The following is a 24,138-nucleotide window of genomic DNA, read 5'->3' on the forward strand; positions in this document are numbered from 1 at the left end:
AGCGTTACACCATGCCGTCGTCGGCGTTGATGACCGCGCCATTGATGAAATCGGACTGATCCGACGCCAGCAGCAGAATCAGCCCATCCAGGTCTTCCGGCTTGCCCACGCGCTTGCGCGGCAGCATCTGCACCAGCTTCTGGCCGGGCTCGGTTTCCCAATGGTGATGGTTGATCTCGGTATCGATATACCCCGGGCAGATCGCGTTCGTATTGATGCCGTAACGGCCCCACTCCAGCGCCATGGCCTTGGTCATGTGCACCACGGCCGCCTTGCTCATGCAATACACGCCAATCTGCGACAGCACCTTGAGCCCCGCCACCGACGCGATGTTGACGATGCGCGATTGCGGCAGCGGCGAGCCGTTCTTCTCCGCGCCCTTGGCCCGGGCAATCATGCGCTTGGCCGTTTCCTGCGCCACGAAGAAGGCGCCACGCGTGTTGGTATCGAACACGAAATCGAAATCATCGGGCGTGACATCGACCATGCGCTGCGTGGTCGAAACCCCCGAGTTGTTGACGAGGATGTCGATGGTGCCAGCTTCCGTTTCAGCGTGTGCGACGGCGGCGCGAATGCTGTCCGGATCCGTCACGTCCAGGCGGACGACGTGGGCGCTGCCGCCTTTGGATTCGATGTCGGCGCGCAGCTCCTTCAGGCGCTCCACACGGCGCGAGGCCAGGACAACCTTCGCGCCCGCGGCGGCCAGTGTGTGGGCGAAACGCGCGCCCAGACCACTCGATGCGCCGGTGATCAGCGCGACTTTGCCTTCCAGATTGATCGACAGACCCATGATGCTTGTTCCCCGTGTGTTGGTTTGGCAGGCGCCCGGCTGCTCGGAAGCAACATCGGCATGTGATTTGAGCGCAGCTTAGCAAAAAATCGAACGATCGTTCAGAAATTTTCCTTGCTGCATCCGGGCGTGTCCCGGACAATGCGGAAAATTCTAATGCAGCAATCCGTCATACCAATAAGCAAACGCCCCTAACTGTCCCCAAAGCAGCGAAGAGACACTTATGAACCAGCAGCAGCTCCTCGAACAATACGGCCCGCGAGAGTCCATGGAGTATGACGTCGTGATCGTCGGCGGTGGCCCCGCCGGCCTGGCGACAGCGATTCGCATCAAGCAACTGGCTGCCGAGACGGGCAAGGACGTGTCCGTCGTCGTGCTGGAAAAAGGTTCCGAGCCCGGTGCCCACATTTTGTCGGGCGCGGTGATGGACCCGCGCGCGATCACCGAACTGCTCCCCAACTGGAAGGCCGACGGCGCCCCGCTCAACCAGCCGGTCACTGGCGACGACGTGCTATTCCTGAGCGAAACCGACGCCAAGCGCACGCCTGACTGGCTTGTGCCGCGCAATTTCCACAACGACGGCTGCTACGTCATCTCGCTGTCGAACGTGGTGAAGTGGATGGCCACGCAGGCCGAAGCGCTGGGCGTGGAAATTTTCCCGGGCTTTGCCGCAGCCGAAGTGCTGTATGACGACAAGGGCGCCGTGCGTGGTGTGGCCACCGGCAACATGGGCATCGGCAAGGACGGCGAGCCCACCGAGAACTTCCAGCTCGGCATGGAACTGCTCGGCAAGTACACCATCTTCGCGGAAGGCGCGCGCGGCCATCTGGGCCGCCAGTTGCTGGAGAAATTCAAGCTCAACGCCGGCAAAGACCCGCAGACCTTCGCCATCGGCATCAAGGAACTCTGGGAAATCGATCCGGCCAAGGCCAAGCCCGGCCTGGTGGTCCACACCGCAGGCTGGCCGATGGAAGACGACACCTTCGGCGGCGGCTTCCTGTATCACCTCGAAGATAACAAAGTCACGCTGGGCTTCGTGATTGGGCTGGACTACAAAAACCCGTGGATGAGCCCGTTCGAAGAGATGCAGCGCTGGAAGGCCCACCCTGCCATCCGCGCACACATCGAAGGCGGCAAGCGCATCGGCTATGGCGCGCGCGCCATCAACAACGGTACGCCGCAAGCACTGCCGAAAACGGTGTTCCCGGGTGGTGCACTGGTCGGCTGCGATGCTGGCTACCTGAACGCGGCGCGTATCAAGGGCAGCCACGCGGCCATCAAGAGCGGCATGATGTGCGGTGAGGCCGTGTTCGAAGCCGTGACGGCCGGCCGTTCTGCTGACGAGCTGTCCGCCTACCCCGCCGCCTTCGAACAGAGCTGGCTGAAGGAAGAGCTGGACCAGTCGCGCAACTTCAAGCTGTGGTTCAAGAAGAGCCCGACCCTGGGCAAGATCATGACCGGCATCGAACAGTGGCTGCTGCCCAAGATTGGCGTGAGCAACCCGCCCTGGACGCTGCACGGCACGAAGTCGGATAACCAGTCGCTCAAGCCGGCATCGGAATGCCCGAAGATCGAGTATCCGAAGCCGGACGGCAAGATCACGTTCGATCGCCTCTCGTCGGTGTTCATTTCGAACACGAACCACGAAGAGAACCAGCCGGCGCACCTGACGCTGAAAGATCCGACCGTTCCGACGCGCATCAACCTCACGCAATTTGCCGGCCCCGAGCAGCGCTATTGCCCGGCAGGCGTGTATGAATTCGTCAAGAACGACGAAGGCACTGAGCGCCTGCAGATCAACGCGCAGAACTGCGTGCACTGCAAGACCTGCGACATCAAGGACCCGACGCAGAACATCGTGTGGGTCACGCCGGAAGGCGGTGGCGGACCGAACTACGTCGGCATGTAAGCAGCGGGCGACCGCCCAACAAAAAAGACGGCTTGAAGCCGTCTTTTTTGTTGCCTGAGTGAATCGATTCAGGGAGCTTTTGCCGAAATCGCCGGCGTCTCGACCGACACATCGCCGCATTGCGCACGATGGCGCAGCGCGTGGTCAATCAACACGAGCGCTAGCAGCGCCTCGGCGATCGGCGTGGCACGGATGCCAACGCACGGATCATGGCGGCCGAACGTTTCGACCACCGCCGGATCACCCGCCTTGTCGATCGAGCGACGAGGCGTACGGATGCTCGACGTCGGCTTGATCGCCAGTGACACGGAGATGTCCTGCCCCGTCGAAATCCCACCCAGGATGCCGCCGGCGTTGTTGCCGACAAAGCCCTCAGGCGTCAGCTCATCACCATGCTCGGAGCCGCGCTGGCTGACTGCGTGGAAGCCTGCGCCGATCTCAACGCCTTTGACTGCATTCAGGCCCATCATGGCGTGGGCGATATCGGCATCCAGGCGGTCGAAGAGCGGCTCGCCCCAGCCGACGGGAACGCCGGTGGCCACCACCTCGATGCGCGCGCCGACGGAATCGCCGTCCTTGCGCAGTGCATCCATATAGGTTTCCAGCTCGGGAACGATCTCGGCATTCGGCGCGAAGAACGGGTTGTTCGGCACCTCGCTCCAGTCAACGAACGGAATCTGGATATCGCCCAGTTGCGACATGAAGCCGTGGATTTCAACGCCGAACTTCTCACGCAGCCACTTCTTGGCGACGGCGCCTGCAGCCACCGTCGGTGCCGTCAAGCGTGCGGAAGAACGGCCGCCGCCGCGCGGATCGCGGATGCCGTATTTGTGCCAGTAGGTGTAATCGGCGTGGCCGGGACGGAAGGTCTCGGCGATGTTGCTGTAATCCTTGCTGCGCTGGTCGGTATTGCGGATCAGCAGGCAGATCGGGGTGCCCGTCGTCTTGCCTTCGTACACGCCGGAGAGAATCTCGACGAGGTCTTCTTCCTTACGCTGCGTAACGTGGCGCGAGGTGCCGGGCTTGCGGCGGTCCAGATCGGGCTGGATGTCTTCTGCCGACAGCGTCATGCCGGGCGGGCAGCCGTCGATGACAGCGCCAATGGCCGGGCCATGCGACTCGCCGAAGGTGGTGACGGAAAACAGCAGGCCCAGGGTATTGCCAGACATGATCGTGCTCGGGAAAGCGCCGCGACGGCGGCGGCGCGAAACATCAGGAAAACGCTATTGTAAGGCCGATCTATCGGCCCCTTGGTCAGCCGCCGATACCCAGCAGCTCGACCTCGAAGTTCAGCGTCGAATTGGGCGGAATGGTGCCCGGAACGCCGCGTTCGCCGTAAGCGGTGGCCGCCGGGCAGGTCAGCTTGGCCTTGCCGCCCACTTGAATCTTCTGCACGCCTTCGGTCCAGCACGGAATCACGCGATTCAGCGGGAACGAGATCGGCTGGCCGCGCTTGTAGGAGCTGTCGAATTCTTTGCCGTCGGTCAGCGTGCCGCGGTAGTGCACCTTGACCGTGTCGCTGGCCTTGGGCGACGGGCCGGTGCCCTTGGTCAGCGTCTGGACGATCACACCGGAGGGCAGCGTCTCGGAAGCCGGCGATGCGGCTTGCGCGCTAACGGCAGCCAGGGCAAGCAACGAAGCACACAGCAGCGGGGAAACGTGTTTCATGGCAGGTCACGGGAGAGTTGGAGGTCAGAAAAATACATGAAGGCCGATTGCGGGCCGACCGGCAGTGTATCGAAGTCCGGAGGCCCGCCACGCGCTAGAGCCGCTCGCCGCGCAGCGCCAGCACGGCGGCCTGCATCGTTTCCGGCGACACGGCATGTGCCGGCACAGGCGTGCCGATGCACAGCTCCAGCTTGTTGAGGAAACCGCGACGGAACGGGCGCGACATCGCCGCCCCGCCCTTGCGCGAGAAAAAGCTGCCCCAGAGGCCACGTAGCGCCATCGGCACCACCGGTACGGGCGTGCGTTCGATGATGCGACGCATGCCGTCCTTGAACGGGTTCATCTCGCCCGTGGCAGTGATCTTGCCTTCGGGGAAGATGCAGACGACCTCGCCTTCCGCCAGCGCCGCGGCAATCGTGTCGTAGGCGCGCTTGAGCATCTCCGGGTCTTCATGCATCGGCGCAATCGGAATCGCCTTGACCGTGCGGAAGAACCACGACAGCAACGGCACCTTGAAGATGCGGTGGTCCATCACAAAACGCACGGGGCGGCGCACGAACGCCCCCACCACCACGGCATCGACGAAGCTCACGTGGTTGCAGACCAGCAGGCATGGGCCTTCATCGGGAATCTGCTCCGAGCCCTCCACCTTCACGCGGTAAACGGTATGGATCAGCAGCCACATCACGAATCGGATCAGGAATTCCGGCACCAGCGTGTAGATGTAGATCGCCACCACGGCGTTGAGGATGCCGGTGACCAGAAACAGCTGCGGGATCGTGAACCCGGCACGCGTGAGCACCATCGCCAGCACGGCAGAAGCAATCATGAACAGCGCGTTCAGGATGTTGTTGGCAGCAATGATGCGCGCGCGGTGCGTCGGCTCGCAGCGGCTCTGGATCAACGCGTACAACGGCACGCTGTAGAAGCCGCCGAACATCGCCAGCAGGAACAGATCGGCCAGCACGCGCCAGTGGCGGTGGTTCTGCAGAAAGCCTGAGATACCGGTCAGCACGTCATGCGCGACCAATGCCTCGGCATGCGAAGCGAAGTACAGATCCACGGCAAACACCGTCATGCCGATCGAGCCAAAGGGCACCAGGCCGATCTCCACCGTGCGGCCCGACAGCTTTTCGCAAAGCACCGAGCCCAAGCCGATGCCGACCGAAAAGACGGCCAGCAGCAGCGTCACGACATTCTGATCGCCGCCGAGCACGTTGCGCGCGAAGGCAAAGAACGACGTCAGGAACGTCGCCCCCACAAACCACAGCCATGAGATGCCCAGCAGGCTCAGGAAGACCGCCCGCTGGTTGCTCGCCAGCTTCAGGTTCCGCCAGGTCTCGGAAATGGGGTTCCAGTTGATGCGCAGGTCCGGCTGCGACGCCGGCGACACCGGCACACCGCGCGCCGTCAGCCACCCGGCCACGGCAATGACAATGCACGCAATACCGGTGAACAGCGGGCCGATCAGCTCGCCGTTGCGGGTGTAATTGGCCAGTTCGCCGCCGCCAATGGTGCCGATCAGGATGGCGACGAAGGTGCCCATTTCCACCAGCCCGTTACCGCCGACCAGCTCCGCCGATTGCAGGTGCTGCGGCAGATAGGCGTACTTCACGGGCCCGAACAGCGTCGAGTGCACGCCCATCAAGAACGTGCACAGGTACAGCAGTTCAACATGGCGCAGCGCGAAACCCGCACAGCCGATCGCCATGATGGCGATTTCCAACGTCTTCACCAGACGAATCAGCCGCGCCTTGTCCATGCGGTCGGCAATCTGCCCGCTGGTGGCAGACAGCAGCACAAACGGCGCGATGAAGATCGCAGAAATCAGGAATGCCGCCGACGCCGGGTCCGCATTGCCGAACAGCGCAGCGTGGTAGGTGACCAACGAGGAAAACGCCACCTTGAAAACGTTGTCGTTCATCGCGCCCAGGAACTGGGTCCAGAAGAACGGTGCAAAGCGACGCTGCTTCAGCAGCGAAAACTGGCTCGATTGGCTCATCGGCAGGCGGTTCTGGGTTCAACAAAAAACCCGCTCGCAGCGGCGGGCGGGTTTCAGGAATGCGGTAGAGAGGTCGCGAAGGTCAGTCTTCGTTGGCCTTTTCTTCGGGCCAGTCGCGAATGTACGCCTTGAGCATCTTGTTTTCGAAACTTTGGTCTTCGAGCACTGCCTTGGCCACGTCGTAGAAGGAAATCACGCCCATCAGCGTGCGGCTGTCGAGCACTGGCAGATAGCGCACATGGTGCTCCAGCATGATGCGGCGCACTTCGTTGACTTCGGTTTCGGGCGTGCAGGTGACGGGATGATCGTCCATCACCTTGCGGATGGTCGTGCCGTCGCCCACGGAACCGTGGTTTTTGGCGACGACCTTGATGATTTCCCGGAAGGTCAGCATGCCGACCAGTTCGCCGTACTCCATGACAACGAGCGAGCCGATGTCTTTTTCCGCCATCGTCTGCACGGCCACCTGGAGCTTCGTTTCAGGCGCCACGGTGTAGAGCGTGTTGCCCTTCACGTGGAGGATGTCGCTGACTTTCATATTGCGTCTCCCAGAGTTCGGGGTGCCGGTCTGCCGGGGGAGCGACCGCGCGCGGGTTGTGGTTATGGTTGTGCTTCGATCCTAGCCCAAACCGGATCGCTTCGACAAGCATGCAGCGCAGAAAAAACCCGTCAAAAACCGCGCCCGCTCGGCGTTTGCCCGGAATGCGCTGCAGCAGGGAGCAGTGCTAGCATCCCCCGTCCAAACTTGTTCCCGCGCCCTGTCCGGGTGCCTGAATCCATGTCCAAAGCCCGCTTCGACACGCTGGCCCTGCATGCCGGTGCCGCGCCCGACCCGGCCACCGGCGCGCGCGCCACGCCCATTCACCTGAGCACGTCCTTTGTGTTCCGCGACAGCGAACATGCGGCGTCATTGTTCAATATGGAACGCGCGGGCCACGTCTACTCGCGCATCTCCAACCCGACCGTCGCCGTGTTCGAAGAGCGCATGGCCGCGCTGGAAAACGGCGTAGGCGCCATCGCCACCGCTTCGGGGCAGGCGGCGCTGCATCTGGCCATCGTCACGCTGATGGGTGCCGGCTCGCACATCGTCGCCTCTTCGGCGCTGTATGGCGGCTCGCACAACCTGCTGCACTACACGCTGCGCCGCTTCGGTATCGAGACGACCTTCGTCAAGCCCGGCGACATCGATGGCTGGCGCGCCGCCATCCGCCCGAACACCCGGCTGCTGTTTGGCGAGACGCTCGGCAACCCGGGGCTGGATGTGCTGGACATTCCGACCATCGCATCGATTGCGCATGACGCAAGCGTGCCGCTGCTGGTCGATTCGACCTTCACCACGCCTTGGCTGCTGCAGCCGTTCGCGCACGGCGCAGATCTCGTCTATCACTCGGCCACCAAGTTCCTGGGCGGGCACGGCACGACCATCGGCGGCGCGCTGGTCGACGGCGGCACGTTCGACTACGTGGCCGCCGGCAGGCACCCCGAGCTGACCGAGCCGTACGCGGGTTTCCACGACATGGTGTTTGCCGAGGAAAGCACCGTCGCGCCCTTCCTGCTGCGCGCACGCCGTGAAGGCCTGCGCGACTTTGGTGCCTGCATGAACCCGATGGCCGCGTGGCAACTGCTGCAAGGCATCGAGACCCTGCCGCTGCGCATGGCGCGGCATGTGGACAACGCCCGCCGCATCGTCGCCTTCCTGGCAAGCCACCCGATGGTGGCGTCGGTCGCCTATCCGGAGCTGGAATCGCACCCCGATCACGCGTTGGCCAAGCGCCTGCTGCCACGGGGCTGCGGTGCGGTGTTCAGCTTTGATTTACGCGGCGATCGGCGTGCCGGCCAGCAGTTCATCGAATCGCTCGGCCTGTTCTCCCACCTTGCCAACGTAGGCGATGCACGCTCGCTGGTCATCCACCCCGCATCGACGACGCACTTCCGTATGGACGCCGACGCGCTGGCTGCAGCCGGCATCAGCGAAGGCACGATCCGCCTTTCCATCGGCCTGGAAGACGCCGACGACCTGATCGACGATCTCAAACGCGGCCTGAAAGCCGCCGAGCGCGCGATGTCCGCCGCGCCCGGCAAAGCCGCCAACGCAACGGGAGCCCGCTGATGGAATGGACCGTACAGGGCGAGCGCGCCTATGCCTACACCGGCGGCAAGCCGTTCAACGCCGAATTGCCCTGCGTCGTATTTGTGCATGGCGCGCAGAACGATCATTCCGTCTGGGGCCTGCAGACGCGCTGGTTTGCGCACCACGGTTTCAGCGTGCTGGCGGTCGATTTGCCCGGGCACGGCCGCAGCGCCGGCGCCCCGCTGCAGACCGTGGAAGCCATGGCCGATTGGGTGATGGCCCTGGTGCACGAGGCTGGCGTCACGCGGCCGGTGATTGTGGTCGGGCACAGCATGGGTTCGCTGATTGCGCTGGAGTGCGCGTCCAGATATGCGAGTCGCGTGCGCCGCATCGCGCTGGTCGCGACGGCCTGGCCGATGAAGGTGTCGGATGCGCTGCTCGACGCCGCGCTCCACAACACACCGGGCGCCATCGACATGGTGAATGCGTGGTCGCATTCCAGTCTGGCGAACAAGCCGTCATCGCCGGGCCCGGGCTTCTGGATGCACGGTGGCAGCCAGCGGCTGATGGAGCGTGTCGCGCGCGGTACGGACGCGCCCGTCTTCCACACGGACTTTGCCGCCTGCAACGCCTATGCGCGCGGCGCCGAAGCCATGGCCGCCGTGAAGTGCCCATCACTCGTGATCGTCGGAGAAAAAGACCAGATGACCCCGGCGAAAGCCGGTCGTCAGGTTGCGGCAGGACTGGCCGGCAGCCGTGTCGTGGGCCTGCCGGGCGGGCACGCGATCATGGGAGAATGCCCCGACGGCACACTCGACGCGCTGATTGCGTTTGCGCGCGAACGAGACCCGGTCGCCGCATAAGTCGCCTCCCGGAGACGCATCATGGCCACCACCGAGACCCACCGCTTCGGCAGCTTCGCCGAGTTCTATCCGTACTACCTGAGCGAGCACCAGGACCGCGCCTGCCGGCGCCTGCACTTTGCCGGCTCGACGGTGGCGCTGGTATGCCTGTTCCTGCTGGTCTTCACGGGCAACCTGTGGTGGTTGTTGGGGGCCGCCGTGAGCGGTTACGCGTTCGCGTGGGTGGGGCACTTCGGGTTCGAGAAGAACCGCCCCGCCACCTTCCGCCACCCCTTCTACAGCCTGATGGGCGACTGGGTGATGTACCGCGACATCTGGACGGGCAAGATCCCGTTCTGAAATCCCGTTCGAAACGTCAGGCGCTGGCAGCGGCGGGCAGTGCCGAGGCCGGGGCGGTCGCCGTAGCCGCCTGCGCGGCCGCTGCCACCCCGCGTTCGCCCGTCGTAAAAATGCTCTCGAGCGTGGCATCGAGCGAGGGATTCTGCAGTTGGCTGACCAGCGCGTGCGTGTCCCCCAGATGGCGAGCCAGCGCGGTGCGCGGCAAGCGCGGCAAATTCAGCACCAGCTTTTCATACAGTGGCCGCAGCGTGGTCGTGTGCGCATCGCACAGCAACGCCCAGTGAGCCTCACCGCGATCCTGCTGCAGCTTGCCGATCAGATGCAGTGCCTTCAGCTTCGTCAGCAGGTCGACGAGGTAATCGGCTTCCAATTGCAGGCGCCGGCCGATATCGCGTTCGGCCACCGTACGCGGCGCCTGTTCGCGTGCGCGATACAGCAGCAACAGGACACCCAGCGCATCAAAGAACTCGCTGCCCGGAAACGTGCGCCGCTGCCAGTAGCCCTGGCGGATGATCGGCAGCGTCGATGCGATGGTCGCGCCAAGCAGCGTCACCAACCAGCTCACATAGATCCACGTCAGGAAGATCGGCAGCGTGGCAAATGCGCCGTAGACGGCCGTGTAGGTGGGGATATGCGCGACGTAAGCGCCAAAGACGCGCTTCGCGATTTCAAATGCCCCGGCGGCAATCAGGCCGGCAATGAATGCATCGCGCCGCTCCACGTTGGTATTCGGCACGAACACGTAAAGCATCGCAAACGCAATCGCCGACAGCAGAATCGGGATCAAGCTCACGATCACGCCGAGGCCGAACGGCAGCTTGTGCACATAGCCCGCCGAGATCGACACGAGGTACGAACTGACCGACAGGCTCGCGCCAATCAGCACCGGCGCGAATGTCATCAGAGCCCAGAACACTAGAACGCGCTGCGCCAGCGGCCGACGATGACGCACGCGCCAGATGGCGTTCAATGCGTTTTCGACGGTGAGCATGGTCATCACCGACGTCACGACCAGGCCGATCAGGCCTGCGGCCGTCAGCCCCTTGGCGTTGCTGGAAAACTGGTTCAGATACGTCAGGATCGGCCGGCTGATGCTGCCCGGCACGAGGTTGCTGAACATGTAGCCTTCGATGTCCGCCCGGAAGCTCTTGAACATCGGGAAGGCCGTGAACAGCGCAAACGCCACCGTCAGGATCGGAACCAGCGACAGCACCGTCGTGAAGGTCAGGCTGCCGGCCACTTGCGGCAGGCGGTCTTCACCGGCGCGGCGCAAGGCGTAGCGCGCCAGCGCACGCAGCTTGGCGGCATTCCATTGACGAAGCGCGCGGGTGTCAAAAAGCATGAAAAATGAGGCGGGACGCGGGGTTGGGGGGCGCAACTATAATACCGCGACGCTCTCCACGCTTTGTTATGAAAGATATCCTGGTCCTGTACTACAGCCGTCACGGCAGCACGCGCGCTTTGGCCGAAGCCATTGCGCAAGGCATTGAAAGTGTCGACGACGCCCAGGCGCGGGTGCGCACCGTGCCGGCGGTCTCCACCGTCTGCGAGGCCACACAGCCCGACGTGCCCGATGGCGGTCCACCTTACGTGGAAGTACGCGACCTTGAAGAATGTGTGGGCCTCGCGCTGGGCTCGCCCACGCGCTTTGGCAACATGGCCGCACCGCTCAAGTACTTCCTGGATGGCACCACGCCGCAATGGCTGGCGGGCGCGCTGGCCGGCAAACCGGCATGTGTGTTCACCTCCACGGGCAGCATGCACGGCGGGCAGGAAACCACCCTGCTTTCGATGATGCTGCCGCTGCTGCACCACGGCATGGTCGTCCTGGGCCTGCCGTATCAGCACAGCGAACTGCTTTCCACCGACGCCGGCGGCACGCCATACGGGCCGTCGCACGTTGCGCACCGCGGCGATACCGCACCGCTGACTGCACACGAACGCACACTCGCCACAGCCATGGGCCGGCGGCTGGCGCAGACCGCTCTCAAGCTCGCCGCATGACTTCCTCCAACAACGCCGTCACCGAATCCCGGGCGCTGGCGCTGACGAGCGCAGCCAGCCTCATCGCATTGATCATCCTGTGCGCCGCGTGGGAGCTGTGGCTCGCGCCCGTGCGCCCAGGCGGCTCGTGGCTGGCGCTCAAGGCGCTGCTGCTGGCGTGGCCGCTGCCCGGCGTGCTGCGCAGGAATCGCTACACGATGCAATGGGCGTCGATGTTCATCCTGCTGTTCTTTACCGAAGGCATCGTGCGGGCAACATCGGACGTTGGGCTCTCGCGATCGCTGGCATGGGGCGAAGTGGCGCTCAGCGTGGTGTTCTTCTCGGCGACCATCTTCTACCTGCGTCCATTCAAGCGTGCGGCCAAAGCCCGCGCCAGCCAGAGCACCTGATCTGCCATGACTCACGATGCCTTCCTGCAATCCTGCGTTGATGCCATCGGGGCAACGCACGTCCTGACCGCACCGGAAGACCAGGCGCCTTACCTCACCGATTGGCGCAAGCGTTTCTCGGGCCGCGCACGCGCAGTATTGCGCCCCGCCAGTGCCGACGAAGTGGCTGCGCTCGTGCGCGTGTGCGGCGAACATGGCGTACCGATCGTTCCGCAAGGCGGCAACACCGGCCTGTGCGGCGGCGCCACGCCCGACATGGAAGGCAACGCGGTGGTGATCTCGTTGCAGCGCATGCAGCGCGTGCGCGCCGTCGACCCGATCAACAACACCATCACCGTGGATGCCGGCTGCATCCTGGCCAACGTGCAGCAGGCCGCTGCCGATGCGGATCGCCTCTTCCCCCTGAGCCTCGCTGCAGAGGGCAGTTGCACGATCGGCGGCAACCTTGCCACCAACGCCGGCGGCACCGCCGTCCTGCGCTACGGCAATGCACGCGAGTTGTGTCTGGGCATCGAAGCGGTTCTGCCCAACGGCGAACTGTGGAACGGCCTGCGCGGCCTTCGCAAGGACAACACCGGCTACGACCTGCGTGACCTTTTGATCGGCGCGGAAGGCACGCTTGGCATCATCACCGGCGCGATGCTGAAGCTGTTTCCGCAACCGCGCGCCAAGGTGACGGCGCTGGCGGCGCTGCAATCGCCGCGTCAGGCGCTTGAGTTTCTATCGCTGGCGCAAGGCCATGCAGGGACGCTGCTGACGGGCTTCGAGCTGATGTCGGCGTTTTGCCTGGAACTGTTGCGCAAGCATTACCCACAGTTGCGCGTGCCGTTCCCGCAGGCATATCCGCAATACGTGCTGCTGGAATTGTCCGATCTGGAAAGCGAAGCCCACGCGCGCACGCTGTTCGAATCGCTCATGGAAGACGCGCTCGCGCGCGGCGTGATCGACGATGCGGCGGTGGCCGAATCGGTGGCCCAGTCCCGCGACTTCTGGAGCCTGCGCGAACACATTCCGCTGGCGCAGGCCGATGAAGGCAAGAACATCAAGCACGATATTGGTGTGCCCATCTCGCGCATTGCCGACTTCATTGACGTAACCGACCGCGCGCTGGCGGCAGCCTACCCCGACATCCGCATGGTGACGTTCGGCCACCTTGGCGACGGCAACCTGCACTACAACGTGTCGCCGCCGGAGGGCCATGCGCACGACGCGTTCCTCGCCAACCAGGACGGCATCAACCGCATCGTGCATGACAGCGTTCATGCGCACGGCGGCTCCATCTCAGCCGAACACGGCATCGGCCAGCTCAAGCGCGAAGACAACGCGCGCTACAAGAGCCCCGTTGAACTGGCGGCGATGCGCGCGATCAAGCAGGCGCTGGACCCGCGCGGCCTGATGAATCCGGGGAAGGTGTTGTAGGGCCGTCCAGCCTTGGTTCAGCCGAACAGCTTGAACGTGTAGTTCGCCACCGCGAAGAGGACCGTCGCTGCCAGCAGCCACAGCAGCATGCGCGGCACGCCGCTGGGCGGCAGACGATGATCGCTGGCGTTGGAACGATCGCCGATGCGCCCGCTCTGGGCACTACGGATGTAAGTGGTGCGTGACGACCCAGCCGGGCGTCGTGCATGACGCGTGTTCATTGTTTCCTCCCTGCCCCATGGCTAGCGCCTCGCCCGGCTCCCTGCAGCCATGGCGAAACACAGCAGCCCCATGGATCGCTCCATGGCTGCCCAAACAAGACTCCCTGATTTCCCGTCTGGTCGGAACCGAAAAGGCTTCGTCACGCCCGTTTGGCGTGCGTAGGCACGGCGTTCCACGTCATTGCGCGGAATTTCGAATGAAACGTTATTGTTGTGTGGCACTACCCGACGCCACGAAATGTATCAAAAATCCCCCCAATTGAGGGGTACGCATTTTGGGTATATGACCTTTCGGATGATGCGCGGGAACGACGCTTGCGGGCTCGATCAGGGCAAACCCCGAATCCGACCCATGTATGGAGGCAGCCCATGCCCGCTTCGCCCGATCTGACCAAGCGCGCCCACATCACGCCGCCGCAGCCGCCCGAACAGCCCCCGCACCCGCCGCCGGAGATGCCGCCGCCCGATGAACCGGCCCACGACCCGGTGCACGACCCCGAACCCCAAACGCCCCCAATCGAACTGCCACCCGGGGAGCTACCGCCGGAAATCCCGCCCCAGCATTAGCGCGGCGCAACATCCCATCTGTTAGAATCGCGGCCTCCCAGGCACCGGAGGCCGCGCGTCTTTGATATGCCTGGGCAGCCTGCACATCTGCATATCTGCCCATAGCTCAGTTGGATAGAGCATCGGCCTTCTAAGCCGACGGTCGGGGGTTCGAATCCCTCTGGGCAGGCCAATAAAATCAATGAGTTGCAGCTTTAAGCCTGCAACCCTTTTTCTCTGTGTAGGCACCGTGTAGGCATTTGCGGTCAGCGTCGATCCACGCCGATCCATCCGCAAGCGAGTTGTAGAAGTCGCCAACGTATCGACACAAGCTACCCCAACCTAATACCCCCACTCCTCATGCCGCACAGGCAAGCGATTCAACGCATCCCGCACCTGCCGCCACTGCGGCATGAATCGATCCATGAGGGACTGAAACCGGGCGTTGTGCGTCGGCTCGATCAAATGCAGCAACTCATGCACGAGGATGTATTCCAAGCACTCTGACGGCTTGCAAGCCAAGTCCGTATTCAGGCGAATGTTGCCCGAAACCGGGTTGCAGCTCCCCCACTTCGTCTTCATGTGCTGAACAAGGATACGTCGGGCCTGAACACCCAGCAGCGGCTCCCACTTTTCCAACAACGGAGGCAGTGCGGCCCGGAGTTGCTCCCGATACCATGCCCAGAGCACCTCACGGCGCTTGTTGACATCGCTATCGGGGCGCAAACCTAGCTCCAGCGTAGCGTGCTTCAACTTCACCGTCGGCGCCGCGTCGGTTGCCACAATACGCAACAGATAACGCTTTCCCCAGACATAGTGGCTCTCCCGATCCAGATATTCGCGGACGGTCTCTCGTTCCTGGGATAGCAGCTTGCGCTGTTGCCGCCGAATCCAATCCAACCGGGTGATGGCATAGATTCGAATGACGTCCGACGCCATGTTCAGGGGCGCGGAAATACGAACATGTCCATCTGGCGGATACACGCTCAGATGGACATGCTTGATGTCCTTCCTGACCACATCGACGTGAAGGTCGCCCAGGTCGATGCTATTGCGCCGCTCCACGGTCAATACTCCTGCTTCTGGGCCTCGATAATCAGGAAGATACGCTCGACCTCTTGGTCATCCTTCAGGATGTCCCACAGCGCCTGTTTGATCACGTTCTCTCGCGGCAGCACGCCACGCCAGCCGTCCGGCCGCACGCGCTTGACGGCCGCATCCAGTTCGAGCGACAGCGCCAGTGTCTGCTCCGGGGAGCGACCGTTGGCAGTTTTCAAGTTATTGAACAGTGCGCGCTTGCCGGCCGTGTCCAGCGCGGGGGGCGTGTCCGCCGACGTGCCCGCCCGCACCTTGGTCACGAGGTCGGCCATTTGCTTCAGATACTCCTCGTAGTCGACAGCCTTTTCCTTGCGCTTCTTGATGATCTCGTCGAGCAGCGCGGACATCGTTGCGAAGTACGCGGGATCAGTCAGGTGGTCCTTGACGATCTTGCTGCGAACGTTGTTTTCGATGGTCTCGGCAACCGATTGGCGATCCTTCATCTCGCTGAGCTTCTTTGCAATGGCGTCGGCGATGCCCGACTTCACGATCAGGTCGAGTAGGCCGATGTTCTCGAACTCGGAAATCTTGCGCGGCTCGTTGGCCTGGATGTACGTGTCAATCAGGTGGCGCATGTCCGCTTCATACGGCTTGAGGTCAAGCGTCTCGCCGCTGGCCAGACGGATCGTCTCGCGCAGCTTCACGTACTGCTCCAGTTTCTGCCGGATGGACGCCTGTTGCTCGGTGCTGTAGCCGGCTTCATCCAGCTCATCGGCAATGCAGCCGTAGGCGCGAAGCAAGCCGACCACTCCGGTATAGAAGGCGACCCGTTGTGGTTCGCGGGCTTTCAGATCATCAGGAATCTCGGTGTTTCCGCAGAAGTAGTGGATGTAGTCCAGCTCGCCCTTGGGCGGTTCCACCTTTTCCACCAGCAGCGCCAGGGCTTCCAACGCCGCATCCAGACGCTCTCGGCCTTTCTGGACTCGGTTTTGGAGCAAGATTTCTGGTTCGGCACCGCCCGCGCTGTGGTCCAGCTCGGACGTGTACACGGCGATGGCCTTCTCTACCTTTTTGAACAAGTCCTTGTAATCGACGATGTAGCCGAAATCCTTGTCGTCGGTGTCCAGCCGGTTGGTGCGGCAGATGGCCTGAAACAGGCCGTGATCCTGCATGGACTTGTCGATGTAGAGGTACGTACACGGCGGAGCGTCGAATCCGGTCAGCAGCTTGTCCACCACGATCAGCAGCTTCATGTTGGCCGGTTCCTTGATGAACCTCGCCTTGGCCTGGTCCTCATACGTCTCGGTTTTCGACATGCCCGCCCTCGGCTGCACGTCTTTCAGCAGTTCGGTGTACGTGTTGTAGATGAACTGCTTGTCGGTTTCGGTGTTCGCTCCGGTTTCTTCCAGCGTCACATCTTTAGCGAGCGGGTTGTATGAAGTGACGACCGCGCACTTGCCCTTGAATGGGGTTTTCTGGAACAGCGTGAAGTACTTGCACGCTTCGTAGATGCTGGATGCCACAAGCAGGGCATTGCCGCGTTCGCTGGAGAGCCTCGGCTTGGTGCTGAAGTCGAAGATGATGTCCTCGACCACGCGGTCCATGCGCGAGCGCGAACTGAGCACCTGCTGCATCGTGCCCCATTTCTTTTTCAGCTCGTTCTTCTGCCAGTCGTTCAGCGCCTTGGTCTTCGATTCGAACCATGTGTCGATCTTGCCCTGGGAACCAAGCTTTTGGTCAATGTCCCGTGCCTCATAGACGAGATCGAGCACGACCTTGTCTTCGACCGCTTCGCTGAATTTGTACGTGTGGATATAGCTGCCGAACACTTCCAGGCTGGTCGCTGCGTCGCGCTTGAGCAGCGGCGTGCCGGTGAAGCCGATGAACACGGCTGCCGGCATCATCGCCTTCATGACTCGGTTAAGGCGGCCGCCCTGGGTGCGGTGGCATTCGTCCACGAACACAAAGAGATCGCCCACGGTCTTGCCGGGCTGGGATTCCAGTTCCTTGATGAAGACATCGAAATCTCCATCTCCAAGCCCTTTACCCGCGCCGAACTTGTGCACGAGTGAACATAGCAGACGCGGCGTCGGTTCGCTCAAACGGGTCATCAAATCGCGTCCGCTGCTGGTGCGGTGGATTGCCTCGCCGCTGCTCTTGAAGACGCGCTCGATCTGTTCATCCAGTTCGTCGCGGTCTGTGATGACGACCACGCGGGCGTGCGGGTTGTTTTCCAGAAGCCACTTGGCCAGTAGCACCATCAGAATGCTCTTGCCCGCGCCTTGGGTATGCCAGATGATCCCGCCCTGGCGTTTGCGCACGTGTTCCTGCGCAGCCTTGATGCCAAAATACTGGTGAACACGCGGCAGCTTCTTGATACCGCCATCGAACAGGATGAAGTCGTGCATCAGCTCGATGAGCCGAGACTTCTCGCACATCTTCAGCAGATACTTGTCCAGCTTGTAGCCGCTGTTATCGGCTTCGTCCTCTTTCCACCGGAGGAAGAATTTTTCTGGTGTGCCGGTTGTGCCGTATTGCAGGCCTTCGGAGTCGTTACCGGCAAAGACGAACTGCACGGTGCTGAAAAACCAGGCATTGAACGTCGACTGCTGGTTGGACAGGTTCTGCCGGATGCCGTTGCCAATGCTGACCCGGCTGTTTTTCAACTCCAGCACACCGACGGCGATGCCGTTGACGTAAAGGACGATGTCCGGACGGCGCGCGTGTTCGCCTGTCAGGGTCACTTCCTCGGCGAGCGCAAAGTGGTTGTTGGACGGTTGGGCCCAGTCAATGAGCCAAAGCGTTTGCGCCACCTTGTCACCCTCGACCTTCACCGAGATACCGTAGCGCAGAAGCTGATAGACCGCTTCGTTGTTGGCGTACAGCTCGCGCTGCGGGTTGGCCGCTTCGGTCTTGAACTTGTAGATCGCCTGGCTGATCTGGGCGGGTCGATAGCCGGCCTCCGTCAAGTACGCTGTCAGCAGACCTTCTTCAACGTTGCTGTTGCCGGCGCGATCAGTCCAGTCGCCGAGATAGGCATAGCCCAGTTGCTCGGTGAACAGCTTGATGACGCGGTTCTGCGTGGTTTTTTCTGATTTTCCGATCTCGCCCGTCATTGGGGCTCCCTTACACCAGTCGCGTCTTGCCGGTTAATAGTTCCTGCATCATGCCTTGTTTCAGCAGGCGGGTTTTTTCGCGTCGCGCTTCCAGCGCTGCCAGCTCGGCGTCCATGCTGGACAGCACTTCGGCAATGGAGGCCTGCTCTTCCCGCCGAGCAGGAATTTTCATTTCCAACCCGTCAATACTTTTCGGTGAAAGATTGTTGATACTCGAGCCCGCGAGAAGGATCGCAAGCTGCCTCCGATATGCTTCCGTCTGGAACAGATAGAAGGAAAAAGAGGCATTGACGAGCCCAGTATTTGGCCGATAGCACCCCATGAATGCCCCAAAGGTGTAGTTCATGCCGTCATCTAGCACCACTCTAGCCGCCTTCCCAACAAGTTCCTTACTTCCATTTGCCATGCAGATAAGCACATCTCCAACGCAAAGGTATTGGTGATCAGCAACTCGATTTCTTTTTACAAACTGAAGCACATCGAGAACAACACTGCTGTTTTGAACATTGTTAGCCCTCAGAAGCCTCACCGATTCAGCGACATCGCCGGAGAACAAGTCGTCGTTGGGTGAGTAACTAACACCGCGATAACAGACGCCAAATTCTCCCAACCGTTTCACCTCCCACTCCCCACTAAAACCCGGCAGACGCGTCTTACCCGTGAGCAACTGCTGCATGGCAGCCTGCTTGAGGTCGCGCTTTTTGGCGATGAGTTTGTCCAGGCCGGATAGCAGGGCATCCACATCGCCCAAAGCTTCGGCGATGGCGGTTTGCTCCGGGAACGCGGGGACAGCTAGCGGTAGCGCTTTGAGTTGCGTACCAGTGATCAGAGGCTGGCCGGAGCCAAATACCAGACTGTTGAGGCGCTTGGCCTCCAACTGTCGCCAGAAAAATGGCAAGTTGCAACTACCGCCAAAACGCAAAATTATCGTGTTGTCGGTAACACCATATTTGCCCGACACAAAATTCAACCTGCCCGCATTCGCACCTACCCGAGCCGTCAAGATCGCCTCACCGTCATATTCTGGCAAGGCAGTGTTACCAATAATCCCTGTCGAGCCATAAACTGGGTAGTCCCCCAGCGCTGAGCCGGCCGATGACCGACCTGAAGCGACCATAGTGGCTAATGTTCCAAGCAAGTGCACATCCCAATCTTCCGGGATAAGGCCGGCTTCCGTCTGTTTGTACCCTGACCTCAGTTCCACACCACCCCCATCTTGCGCAAATGCGCTTCAACGCGAGCGGATAGCATCGCGACTTCATCCACCAACACCGGCAACGGGGTTTCATAGCGCAAGGCCAAGTCACGCACACGGCTGGTCAGCGTTTGCGACACGCGCTCCAGTTCGCCTGACACGGTGGCGGCAAAGGCCGCGAGCCACTTGTCTTCCACAACCAGCGTCTTGATTTCGTCGACGGTGAGCTTGGGGTATTGCGCGTAAGCCTTGGCATCCAACTCGGTTTCCAGCGTCTTGAGCTTCTTCTTCAAGCCGGCCTCCTTGTCGGCCAGCGACTGCCATTGCTTCAACACGGCCAGTTCCTCTGCAGCCTCTTCGTCTTTGCCGATCTCTTTGATGCGCTCCTTCACTGCCGCCGCGTTGATCTTGTCGAAACCACTGAACGCACTGTCTTCGCCGCTGTGTTCCTCTTCCAGCTCGCCTAGCGCGCTGCTGGCGGCTTCCAGCGCGGCGCTGGTTTCATCAATGGCCTTCTGCTCGGCAGCAAAATAACGCGCCACGATGTATTGCCTGGGTATCAGGTCGCAGGCCCAACCCTTGTCCTTCTCAACGATCTTGGCGTTGTCGCCCTTGCCTTTCTTGGTCTTTTCGATAACGCGATAGGTTTTCGCCTCCCACCCATCGGCAGCCAGCAGGTAGGCATCGTCCTGCATGGTTTGCGCCCAGTAGTCCATCAGGTGCTGGTACACGTCGTAGGCATCCACCAGCGGCTTTCCTTCATAGTGGTGCAGCAGGCCATCGGCCAGCTCCACGATGAGCTGCTTCGGGTGGAACCCTGTGTCCAGCGCCTTGAGTTTGGGCACGGCCTGCGCCCGCCAAGCGTTGAAATGCTCGCCCATGCCCTTGAGATAAGCCGCGAACTGCGGGTGCTGGAAGATGGTGGGCTTGATGGCGGCCTTGTCCACGGCCAGCGTGGCGTAGCCTTCGCGCAATGGCTTGAACAGTGCGTCTTTCAGTTGCGGGCAGACGGCCCAGTAGTCTTTCAGGGCGTCCACGTCGGCCAGAGGGATACCGCCTTGCAGGTGCCCCTGAATGTCCTGAACGTCCTCGGCCACGCTGCTGTCGATGTAGCGCGGCAGGTTGAGGTTGAAGTCGTTCTTCTCGATCTCGGCCAGCCCCACCATGCGGGCGTAGCGCGGCTCGCTCTCGTCCTGGCGGTTGAACACGTCCACGATGCGGTGGATGTCCTGCTCGCGCAGGCGATTCTTCGGGCCGTCTTTGATGAATCCCTGGCTGGCGTCGATCATGAAGATGCCCTTGCGTGCCTGGGCGTTTTCCTTGTCGATGACGATGATGCAGGCAGGAATACCCGTGCCGTAGAACAGGTTGGCGGGCAGGCCGATGATGCCCTTGATGTATCCGTGGCGAACCAGATTCTTGCGGATTTCTGCCTCTGCATTCCCACGGAACAGCACGCCATGCGGCAAGATGCAGGCGCCCTTGCCCGTGCTCTTGAGCGAGCGAACGATATGCAGCAGATAAGCGTAGTCGCCTTGCTTGGCCGGTGGCGTGCCGAACGTATCGAACCGGCCGTAGGGGTCATTGATCGGATCAAGGCCAGTGCTCCAACGTTTGTCAGAGAACGGCGGATTGGCTACGACAAAATCGAACGTCTTGAGCCCATTACCGTCCTTGAACTTCGGATCGGTCAGCGTATTACCTTGCCCAATCAACGCCGTGGGATTGTCGTGCAGGATCATGTTCATGCGCGCCAAGCCGCTGGTCGCCGAGTCTTTTTCCTGTCCATACAGTGTGACAGCGGTGGGAGCCGAGTCGCCAACCTTCAACAGCAAGGAACCGGAACCGCAGGTGGGATCGTAGACCGTGGTATCTGTGCTGGTCTGAGCGCTCCCAATGCCGATGACGGCTGCCAGAATGCGGCTGACTTCGGCTGGGGTGTAGAACTGACCCTTGCTCTTGCCACTCTCCGTGGCGAAGTGGCGCATCAGGTATTCATAGGCGTCACCGAGGATGTCATCGCCATCGGCGCGGTTCTTCGAGAAATCCAGGTCGGGGTTCTCAAACACGGCAATCAGGTCGGTCAAACGCTTGACCATCTCCGCACCTGTGCCGAGTTTGCCTGTGTCGTTGAAATCCGGCATGTCCGACAGCTTGTTGGCGGCTGCCAGCGGTCCGACGATCTTCTTGTTGATCTGGTCACCAATGTCCGGCTTGCCTTTCAAGGCAACCATGTCGGCAAAGCTGGCGCCCCCGGGGATGGTGATTGGGGCATATTTCTTGCCAGCATACTTGTCGCTCACGTATTTGATGAACAACAGCACCAGCACATAGTCCTTGTACTGGCTCGCGTCCATCCCGCCGCGCAAGAGGTCACAGGACTCCCAGAGGGACGAATAGAGTTCGGATTTCTTGATTGCCATGGACTTGTTTCGGAAGGGGTCGGCACCTGCCGCGCAAGGCACGACAGTGGATTGCCCGGAATTTTAAGACACGCCGACGGCGCCGCACCTGAAACCCTTGGCCGCCGCCTGTGGCGCGGCAAGTTGGCATCCGCCCACGCCCGTAGGCAAACGGGTTGGTCACTCGTCAGTCATCGCCAAACTTGTCGCCAAATACCGGCGCTTGGCACTGTCATGCAGGCATCGATCTAGAATGGCGCATTGCGGGCACCAGTGGTCCGCATTGATCACACTGTCTGGGGTGACTTTCCATTGATGGCCACGATGACATTCCCACAACAAGGGCTCCTTTACGCCCAGGTATTCCGGGCTCAGGCAACGGCCACCACGCTCCCTCGCAATCTGCTGCATGGATTCGATCGTATGGCGTCGACGCAAACCCGCGCACGCTCTGCACCAAGTGCCGTCTCGCAAAACGTGCCCGCCGTTGGTTCGCCATTCGTGCCCGCGCGCGCAGCGAAACGTGTAAGACGCATTGAGACCCGCGTAGACGGACTCCAGCAGCTCGCCACCATGGGAGACGGCAACGGCCTTGAGCTGATCGAGCCCATCCGGTAGGCGCTGCTCCTTCCCCATGCGCTCGGCTGCGCAGCGACTGCACCACCTTCCGCCCAGGACCCCTGATCCTGACTGCCGCCATTCGTGGCCAGCCGCGCAACGGAACCTGTACTTCTCGTGGACACCCCGATACTCGCTGTCCAAACACTGCCCACCTTTTACCTCCGCAGCAGCCCGCAGACGTACAAGGCCATCTGGATCGGTCATACGCTCACTATGGCGCAGGCCAAAGCAGACCCGGCACCAACTGCCTCCAACAACTTTCGCGGCATTTGCATGCCAGCGATGCCCGAGCGCGCATTCCCATTCGTAGTTGACGTTGATGCCCGCATACGCCTCGGCAAGGCATCGTCCCCCTCGCTCGGCCGCCGACTGATGCAGCCGTTCCAGTCCATCTTGGTGGCGGTTCAGCGCTGCTGTTTGCGCGTTCGCACAGGCAGGGCAACCACTCCCCTCCAAGATCTTGCGCGCCTCGGTATCCCAGCGATGTCCTTGCGCACACTCGAAGCGCTGCCGAACAGTGCTCCCCAGATAGTCGCCCTCAAGACAGACCAGATCGCGCTGAGCCAATTGGTCGAAAAAGCGCTGCCGAACGATGGCCTTCTTGCACAGCTTGCACGAGGTGATGCCCGCCTTCACCGCGGTCGCGTGTCGCTCGAATTCATGGCCATGTTGGCATCGGAACAGGTACTTCGCGTGCGAGTTGATCCAGTGTGGCGTCAGGAGCGTAAGACCCGCTGCCTTCGCAATCTCGACCAAACGCGCCAAGGCGCCACCACTGGCGTGGTGTGCAGGTTTAATCGATGAGGCTGGCTTGGTCATGTTCGGAAATGATGCCGCGCACCGCTCGTGCTGACCGTTGTGCCGTCGCGCCAAGGCGCGATTGTCAATCCACGCACAGCCGCTTTGGGGACGGTCAGGCCCAGACTGACCACCCTCTTCTCCTTCATATTCGGTCGCAAGTTCTTCATGGAAGCCGCACTTACGGGCCTCCAGCCAACATCACTGGGAAGCATTCGATGGGAGTTCGCCGGCGACGGCCAGCCTCTGGTCGACCAGTTCAAGCTTCAGCGGTTTGTCCGCATCAAGCTTCTTCTTCTCAATCACCATCTTCCAGTCATTGGTGTTGCCGGGGTTGCGATAAAACGCAACGACCGCAACGAACTTCGTTTCCGGCTGCATCGGCTGTGCAAGGCTGGCGGATGCTCCCGGGCTCAACGTGGCCGCCATACTGGCTTGCAGATCCTGCGCGAGCACGGTCCGGTCGTTCTTGAGCAGATCGTCGTAGGAAGCGCTGTCCAACAGCTTGCGATCCTTGAGTTGGTAGACGCGCACAGCCACCGAAGTCGCCCGCCCTGCCTCGTCCGGATTCAGGGCACGGCGCGCAGCAAGATCGACATTCAAAACCTTGATCTGCTTGTAGAACACCGCCTGATAAGCCCCCACCGAGGCGTCAGAGACAGCCTGCCAGGCTCCGCAGCCCGACAGCAATAAAACAAGTGCAACAGTGGAAGTGGTGAAACGGAAGGTCATTGCAAGATTCCTGAT

20 protein-coding genes and 1 tRNA gene are annotated in these 24,138 nt (G+C 61.7%); 8 read left to right on the forward strand and 13 right to left on the reverse strand.

What is annotated here, in order from left to right:
• Positions 1-4: 4 nt before the first annotated feature.
• The gene (locus ABIC76_RS22130) at positions 5-790 is read right to left on the reverse strand and encodes an SDR family oxidoreductase (RefSeq protein WP_027681220.1); all 786 of its coding nucleotides are present in this window, start codon (positions 788-790) and stop codon (positions 5-7) included.
• A gap of 223 nt (positions 791-1,013) precedes the next feature.
• Between ABIC76_RS22130 and ABIC76_RS22135 the strand changes: the two genes are divergently transcribed.
• The gene (locus tag ABIC76_RS22135; protein WP_102067370.1) at positions 1,014-2,699 is read left to right on the forward strand and encodes an electron transfer flavoprotein-ubiquinone oxidoreductase; all 1,686 of its coding nucleotides are present in this window, start codon (positions 1,014-1,016) and stop codon (positions 2,697-2,699) included.
• A 68-nt stretch (positions 2,700-2,767) separates the two neighbouring features.
• On the opposite strand, the gene aroC is transcribed toward ABIC76_RS22135, so the two are convergent.
• From aroC to ABIC76_RS22155, 4 genes are all read right to left on the reverse strand, one after another.
• On the reverse strand, positions 2,768-3,868 hold the full coding sequence (gene aroC, locus ABIC76_RS22140) for a chorismate synthase (protein WP_027681218.1): 1,101 nt from the start codon (positions 3,866-3,868) through the stop codon (positions 2,768-2,770).
• A gap of 85 nt (positions 3,869-3,953) precedes the next feature.
• Complete coding sequence (locus tag ABIC76_RS22145) at positions 3,954-4,367, reverse strand: FKBP-type peptidyl-prolyl cis-trans isomerase (protein WP_354535240.1); 414 nt, start codon at positions 4,365-4,367, stop codon at positions 3,954-3,956.
• Between the two features lie 94 nt (positions 4,368-4,461).
• Positions 4,462-6,369, reverse strand: a complete 1,908-nt coding sequence (locus tag ABIC76_RS22150; RefSeq protein ID WP_102067371.1) for an MFS transporter — start codon at positions 6,367-6,369, stop codon at positions 4,462-4,464.
• Between the two features lie 82 nt (positions 6,370-6,451).
• Positions 6,452-6,907: a CBS domain-containing protein gene (locus ABIC76_RS22155; protein WP_009240853.1), complete on the reverse strand. Its 456-nt coding sequence runs from the start codon at positions 6,905-6,907 to the stop codon at positions 6,452-6,454.
• A 240-nt stretch (positions 6,908-7,147) separates the two neighbouring features.
• On the opposite strand from ABIC76_RS22155, the gene ABIC76_RS22160 reads away from it, so the two are divergent.
• Genes ABIC76_RS22160 through ABIC76_RS22170 form a run of 3 tightly spaced genes read left to right on the forward strand, consistent with a single transcriptional unit; the run spans position 7,148 to position 9,642 of the window.
• Positions 7,148-8,479: an O-acetylhomoserine aminocarboxypropyltransferase gene (locus ABIC76_RS22160; RefSeq protein ID WP_354535241.1), complete on the forward strand. Its 1,332-nt coding sequence runs from the start codon at positions 7,148-7,150 to the stop codon at positions 8,477-8,479.
• Entirely contained in the window at positions 8,479-9,303 is an 825-nt protein-coding gene (locus tag ABIC76_RS22165) for an alpha/beta fold hydrolase (protein WP_354535242.1), read from the forward strand. The genes ABIC76_RS22160 and ABIC76_RS22165 overlap by 1 nt, the downstream gene beginning before the upstream one ends.
• A gap of 21 nt (positions 9,304-9,324) precedes the next feature.
• Complete coding sequence (locus ABIC76_RS22170; RefSeq protein ID WP_354535243.1) at positions 9,325-9,642, forward strand: Mpo1-like protein; 318 nt, start codon at positions 9,325-9,327, stop codon at positions 9,640-9,642.
• 16 nt (positions 9,643-9,658) lie between these two features.
• On the opposite strand, the gene ABIC76_RS22175 is transcribed toward ABIC76_RS22170, so the two are convergent.
• Positions 9,659-10,984 (reverse strand): YihY family inner membrane protein, encoded by a 1,326-nt coding sequence (locus tag ABIC76_RS22175; RefSeq protein WP_354535244.1) that lies wholly within the window; start codon positions 10,982-10,984, stop codon positions 9,659-9,661.
• Between the two features lie 68 nt (positions 10,985-11,052).
• Here ABIC76_RS22175 and wrbA point away from each other — a divergent pair, with 68 nt between their 5' ends.
• From wrbA to ABIC76_RS22190, 3 genes are read left to right on the forward strand one after another with little or no spacing between them, the layout of a single operon-like run.
• Complete coding sequence (wrbA, locus tag ABIC76_RS22180; protein WP_354535245.1) at positions 11,053-11,646, forward strand: NAD(P)H:quinone oxidoreductase; 594 nt, start codon at positions 11,053-11,055, stop codon at positions 11,644-11,646.
• Entirely contained in the window at positions 11,643-12,035 is a 393-nt protein-coding gene (locus tag ABIC76_RS22185; RefSeq protein WP_354535246.1) for a DUF2069 domain-containing protein, read from the forward strand. Before wrbA ends, ABIC76_RS22185 begins: the two co-directional genes overlap by 4 nt.
• A gap of 6 nt (positions 12,036-12,041) precedes the next feature.
• A complete protein-coding gene (locus ABIC76_RS22190) occupies positions 12,042-13,454 on the forward strand; it encodes an FAD-binding oxidoreductase (RefSeq protein ID WP_354535247.1) in 1,413 nt (470 codons plus the stop codon).
• 17 nt (positions 13,455-13,471) lie between these two features.
• Here the strand turns inward: ABIC76_RS22190 and ABIC76_RS22195 are convergent, their stop codons facing one another.
• Complete coding sequence (locus ABIC76_RS22195; RefSeq protein ID WP_027681208.1) at positions 13,472-13,675, reverse strand: hypothetical protein; 204 nt, start codon at positions 13,673-13,675, stop codon at positions 13,472-13,474.
• A 662-nt stretch (positions 13,676-14,337) separates the two neighbouring features.
• Here ABIC76_RS22195 and ABIC76_RS22200 point away from each other — a divergent pair.
• Positions 14,338-14,414, forward strand: a tRNA-Arg gene (locus tag ABIC76_RS22200).
• A gap of 149 nt (positions 14,415-14,563) precedes the next feature.
• On the opposite strand, the gene ABIC76_RS22205 is transcribed toward ABIC76_RS22200, so the two are convergent.
• From ABIC76_RS22205 to tssJ, 6 genes are all read right to left on the reverse strand, one after another.
• Positions 14,564-15,292, reverse strand: coding sequence for a M48 family metallopeptidase (locus ABIC76_RS22205; RefSeq protein ID WP_502947883.1), 729 nt, complete (start codon positions 15,290-15,292; stop codon positions 14,564-14,566).
• Complete coding sequence (locus ABIC76_RS22210; protein ID WP_354535249.1) at positions 15,289-18,375, reverse strand: type I restriction endonuclease subunit R; 3,087 nt, start codon at positions 18,373-18,375, stop codon at positions 15,289-15,291. The genes ABIC76_RS22205 and ABIC76_RS22210 overlap by 4 nt, the downstream gene beginning before the upstream one ends.
• A gap of 10 nt (positions 18,376-18,385) precedes the next feature.
• Entirely contained in the window at positions 18,386-19,579 is a 1,194-nt protein-coding gene (locus tag ABIC76_RS22215; protein WP_354535250.1) for a restriction endonuclease subunit S, read from the reverse strand.
• Positions 19,570-21,993, reverse strand: a complete 2,424-nt coding sequence (locus ABIC76_RS22220) for a type I restriction-modification system subunit M (protein ID WP_354535251.1) — start codon at positions 21,991-21,993, stop codon at positions 19,570-19,572. Before ABIC76_RS22220 ends, ABIC76_RS22215 begins: the two co-directional genes overlap by 10 nt.
• 159 nt (positions 21,994-22,152) lie before the next feature.
• Positions 22,153-23,412 (reverse strand): hypothetical protein, encoded by a 1,260-nt coding sequence (locus tag ABIC76_RS22225; RefSeq protein WP_354535252.1) that lies wholly within the window; start codon positions 23,410-23,412, stop codon positions 22,153-22,155.
• A gap of 180 nt (positions 23,413-23,592) precedes the next feature.
• Complete coding sequence (gene tssJ / locus ABIC76_RS22230) at positions 23,593-24,123, reverse strand: type VI secretion system lipoprotein TssJ (protein WP_354535253.1); 531 nt, start codon at positions 24,121-24,123, stop codon at positions 23,593-23,595.
• Positions 24,124-24,138 lie beyond the last annotated feature (15 nt).

Source organism: Ralstonia sp. 1138, assembly GCF_040544795.1.
Lineage (GTDB): Bacteria > Pseudomonadota > Gammaproteobacteria > Burkholderiales > Burkholderiaceae > Ralstonia > Ralstonia flatus.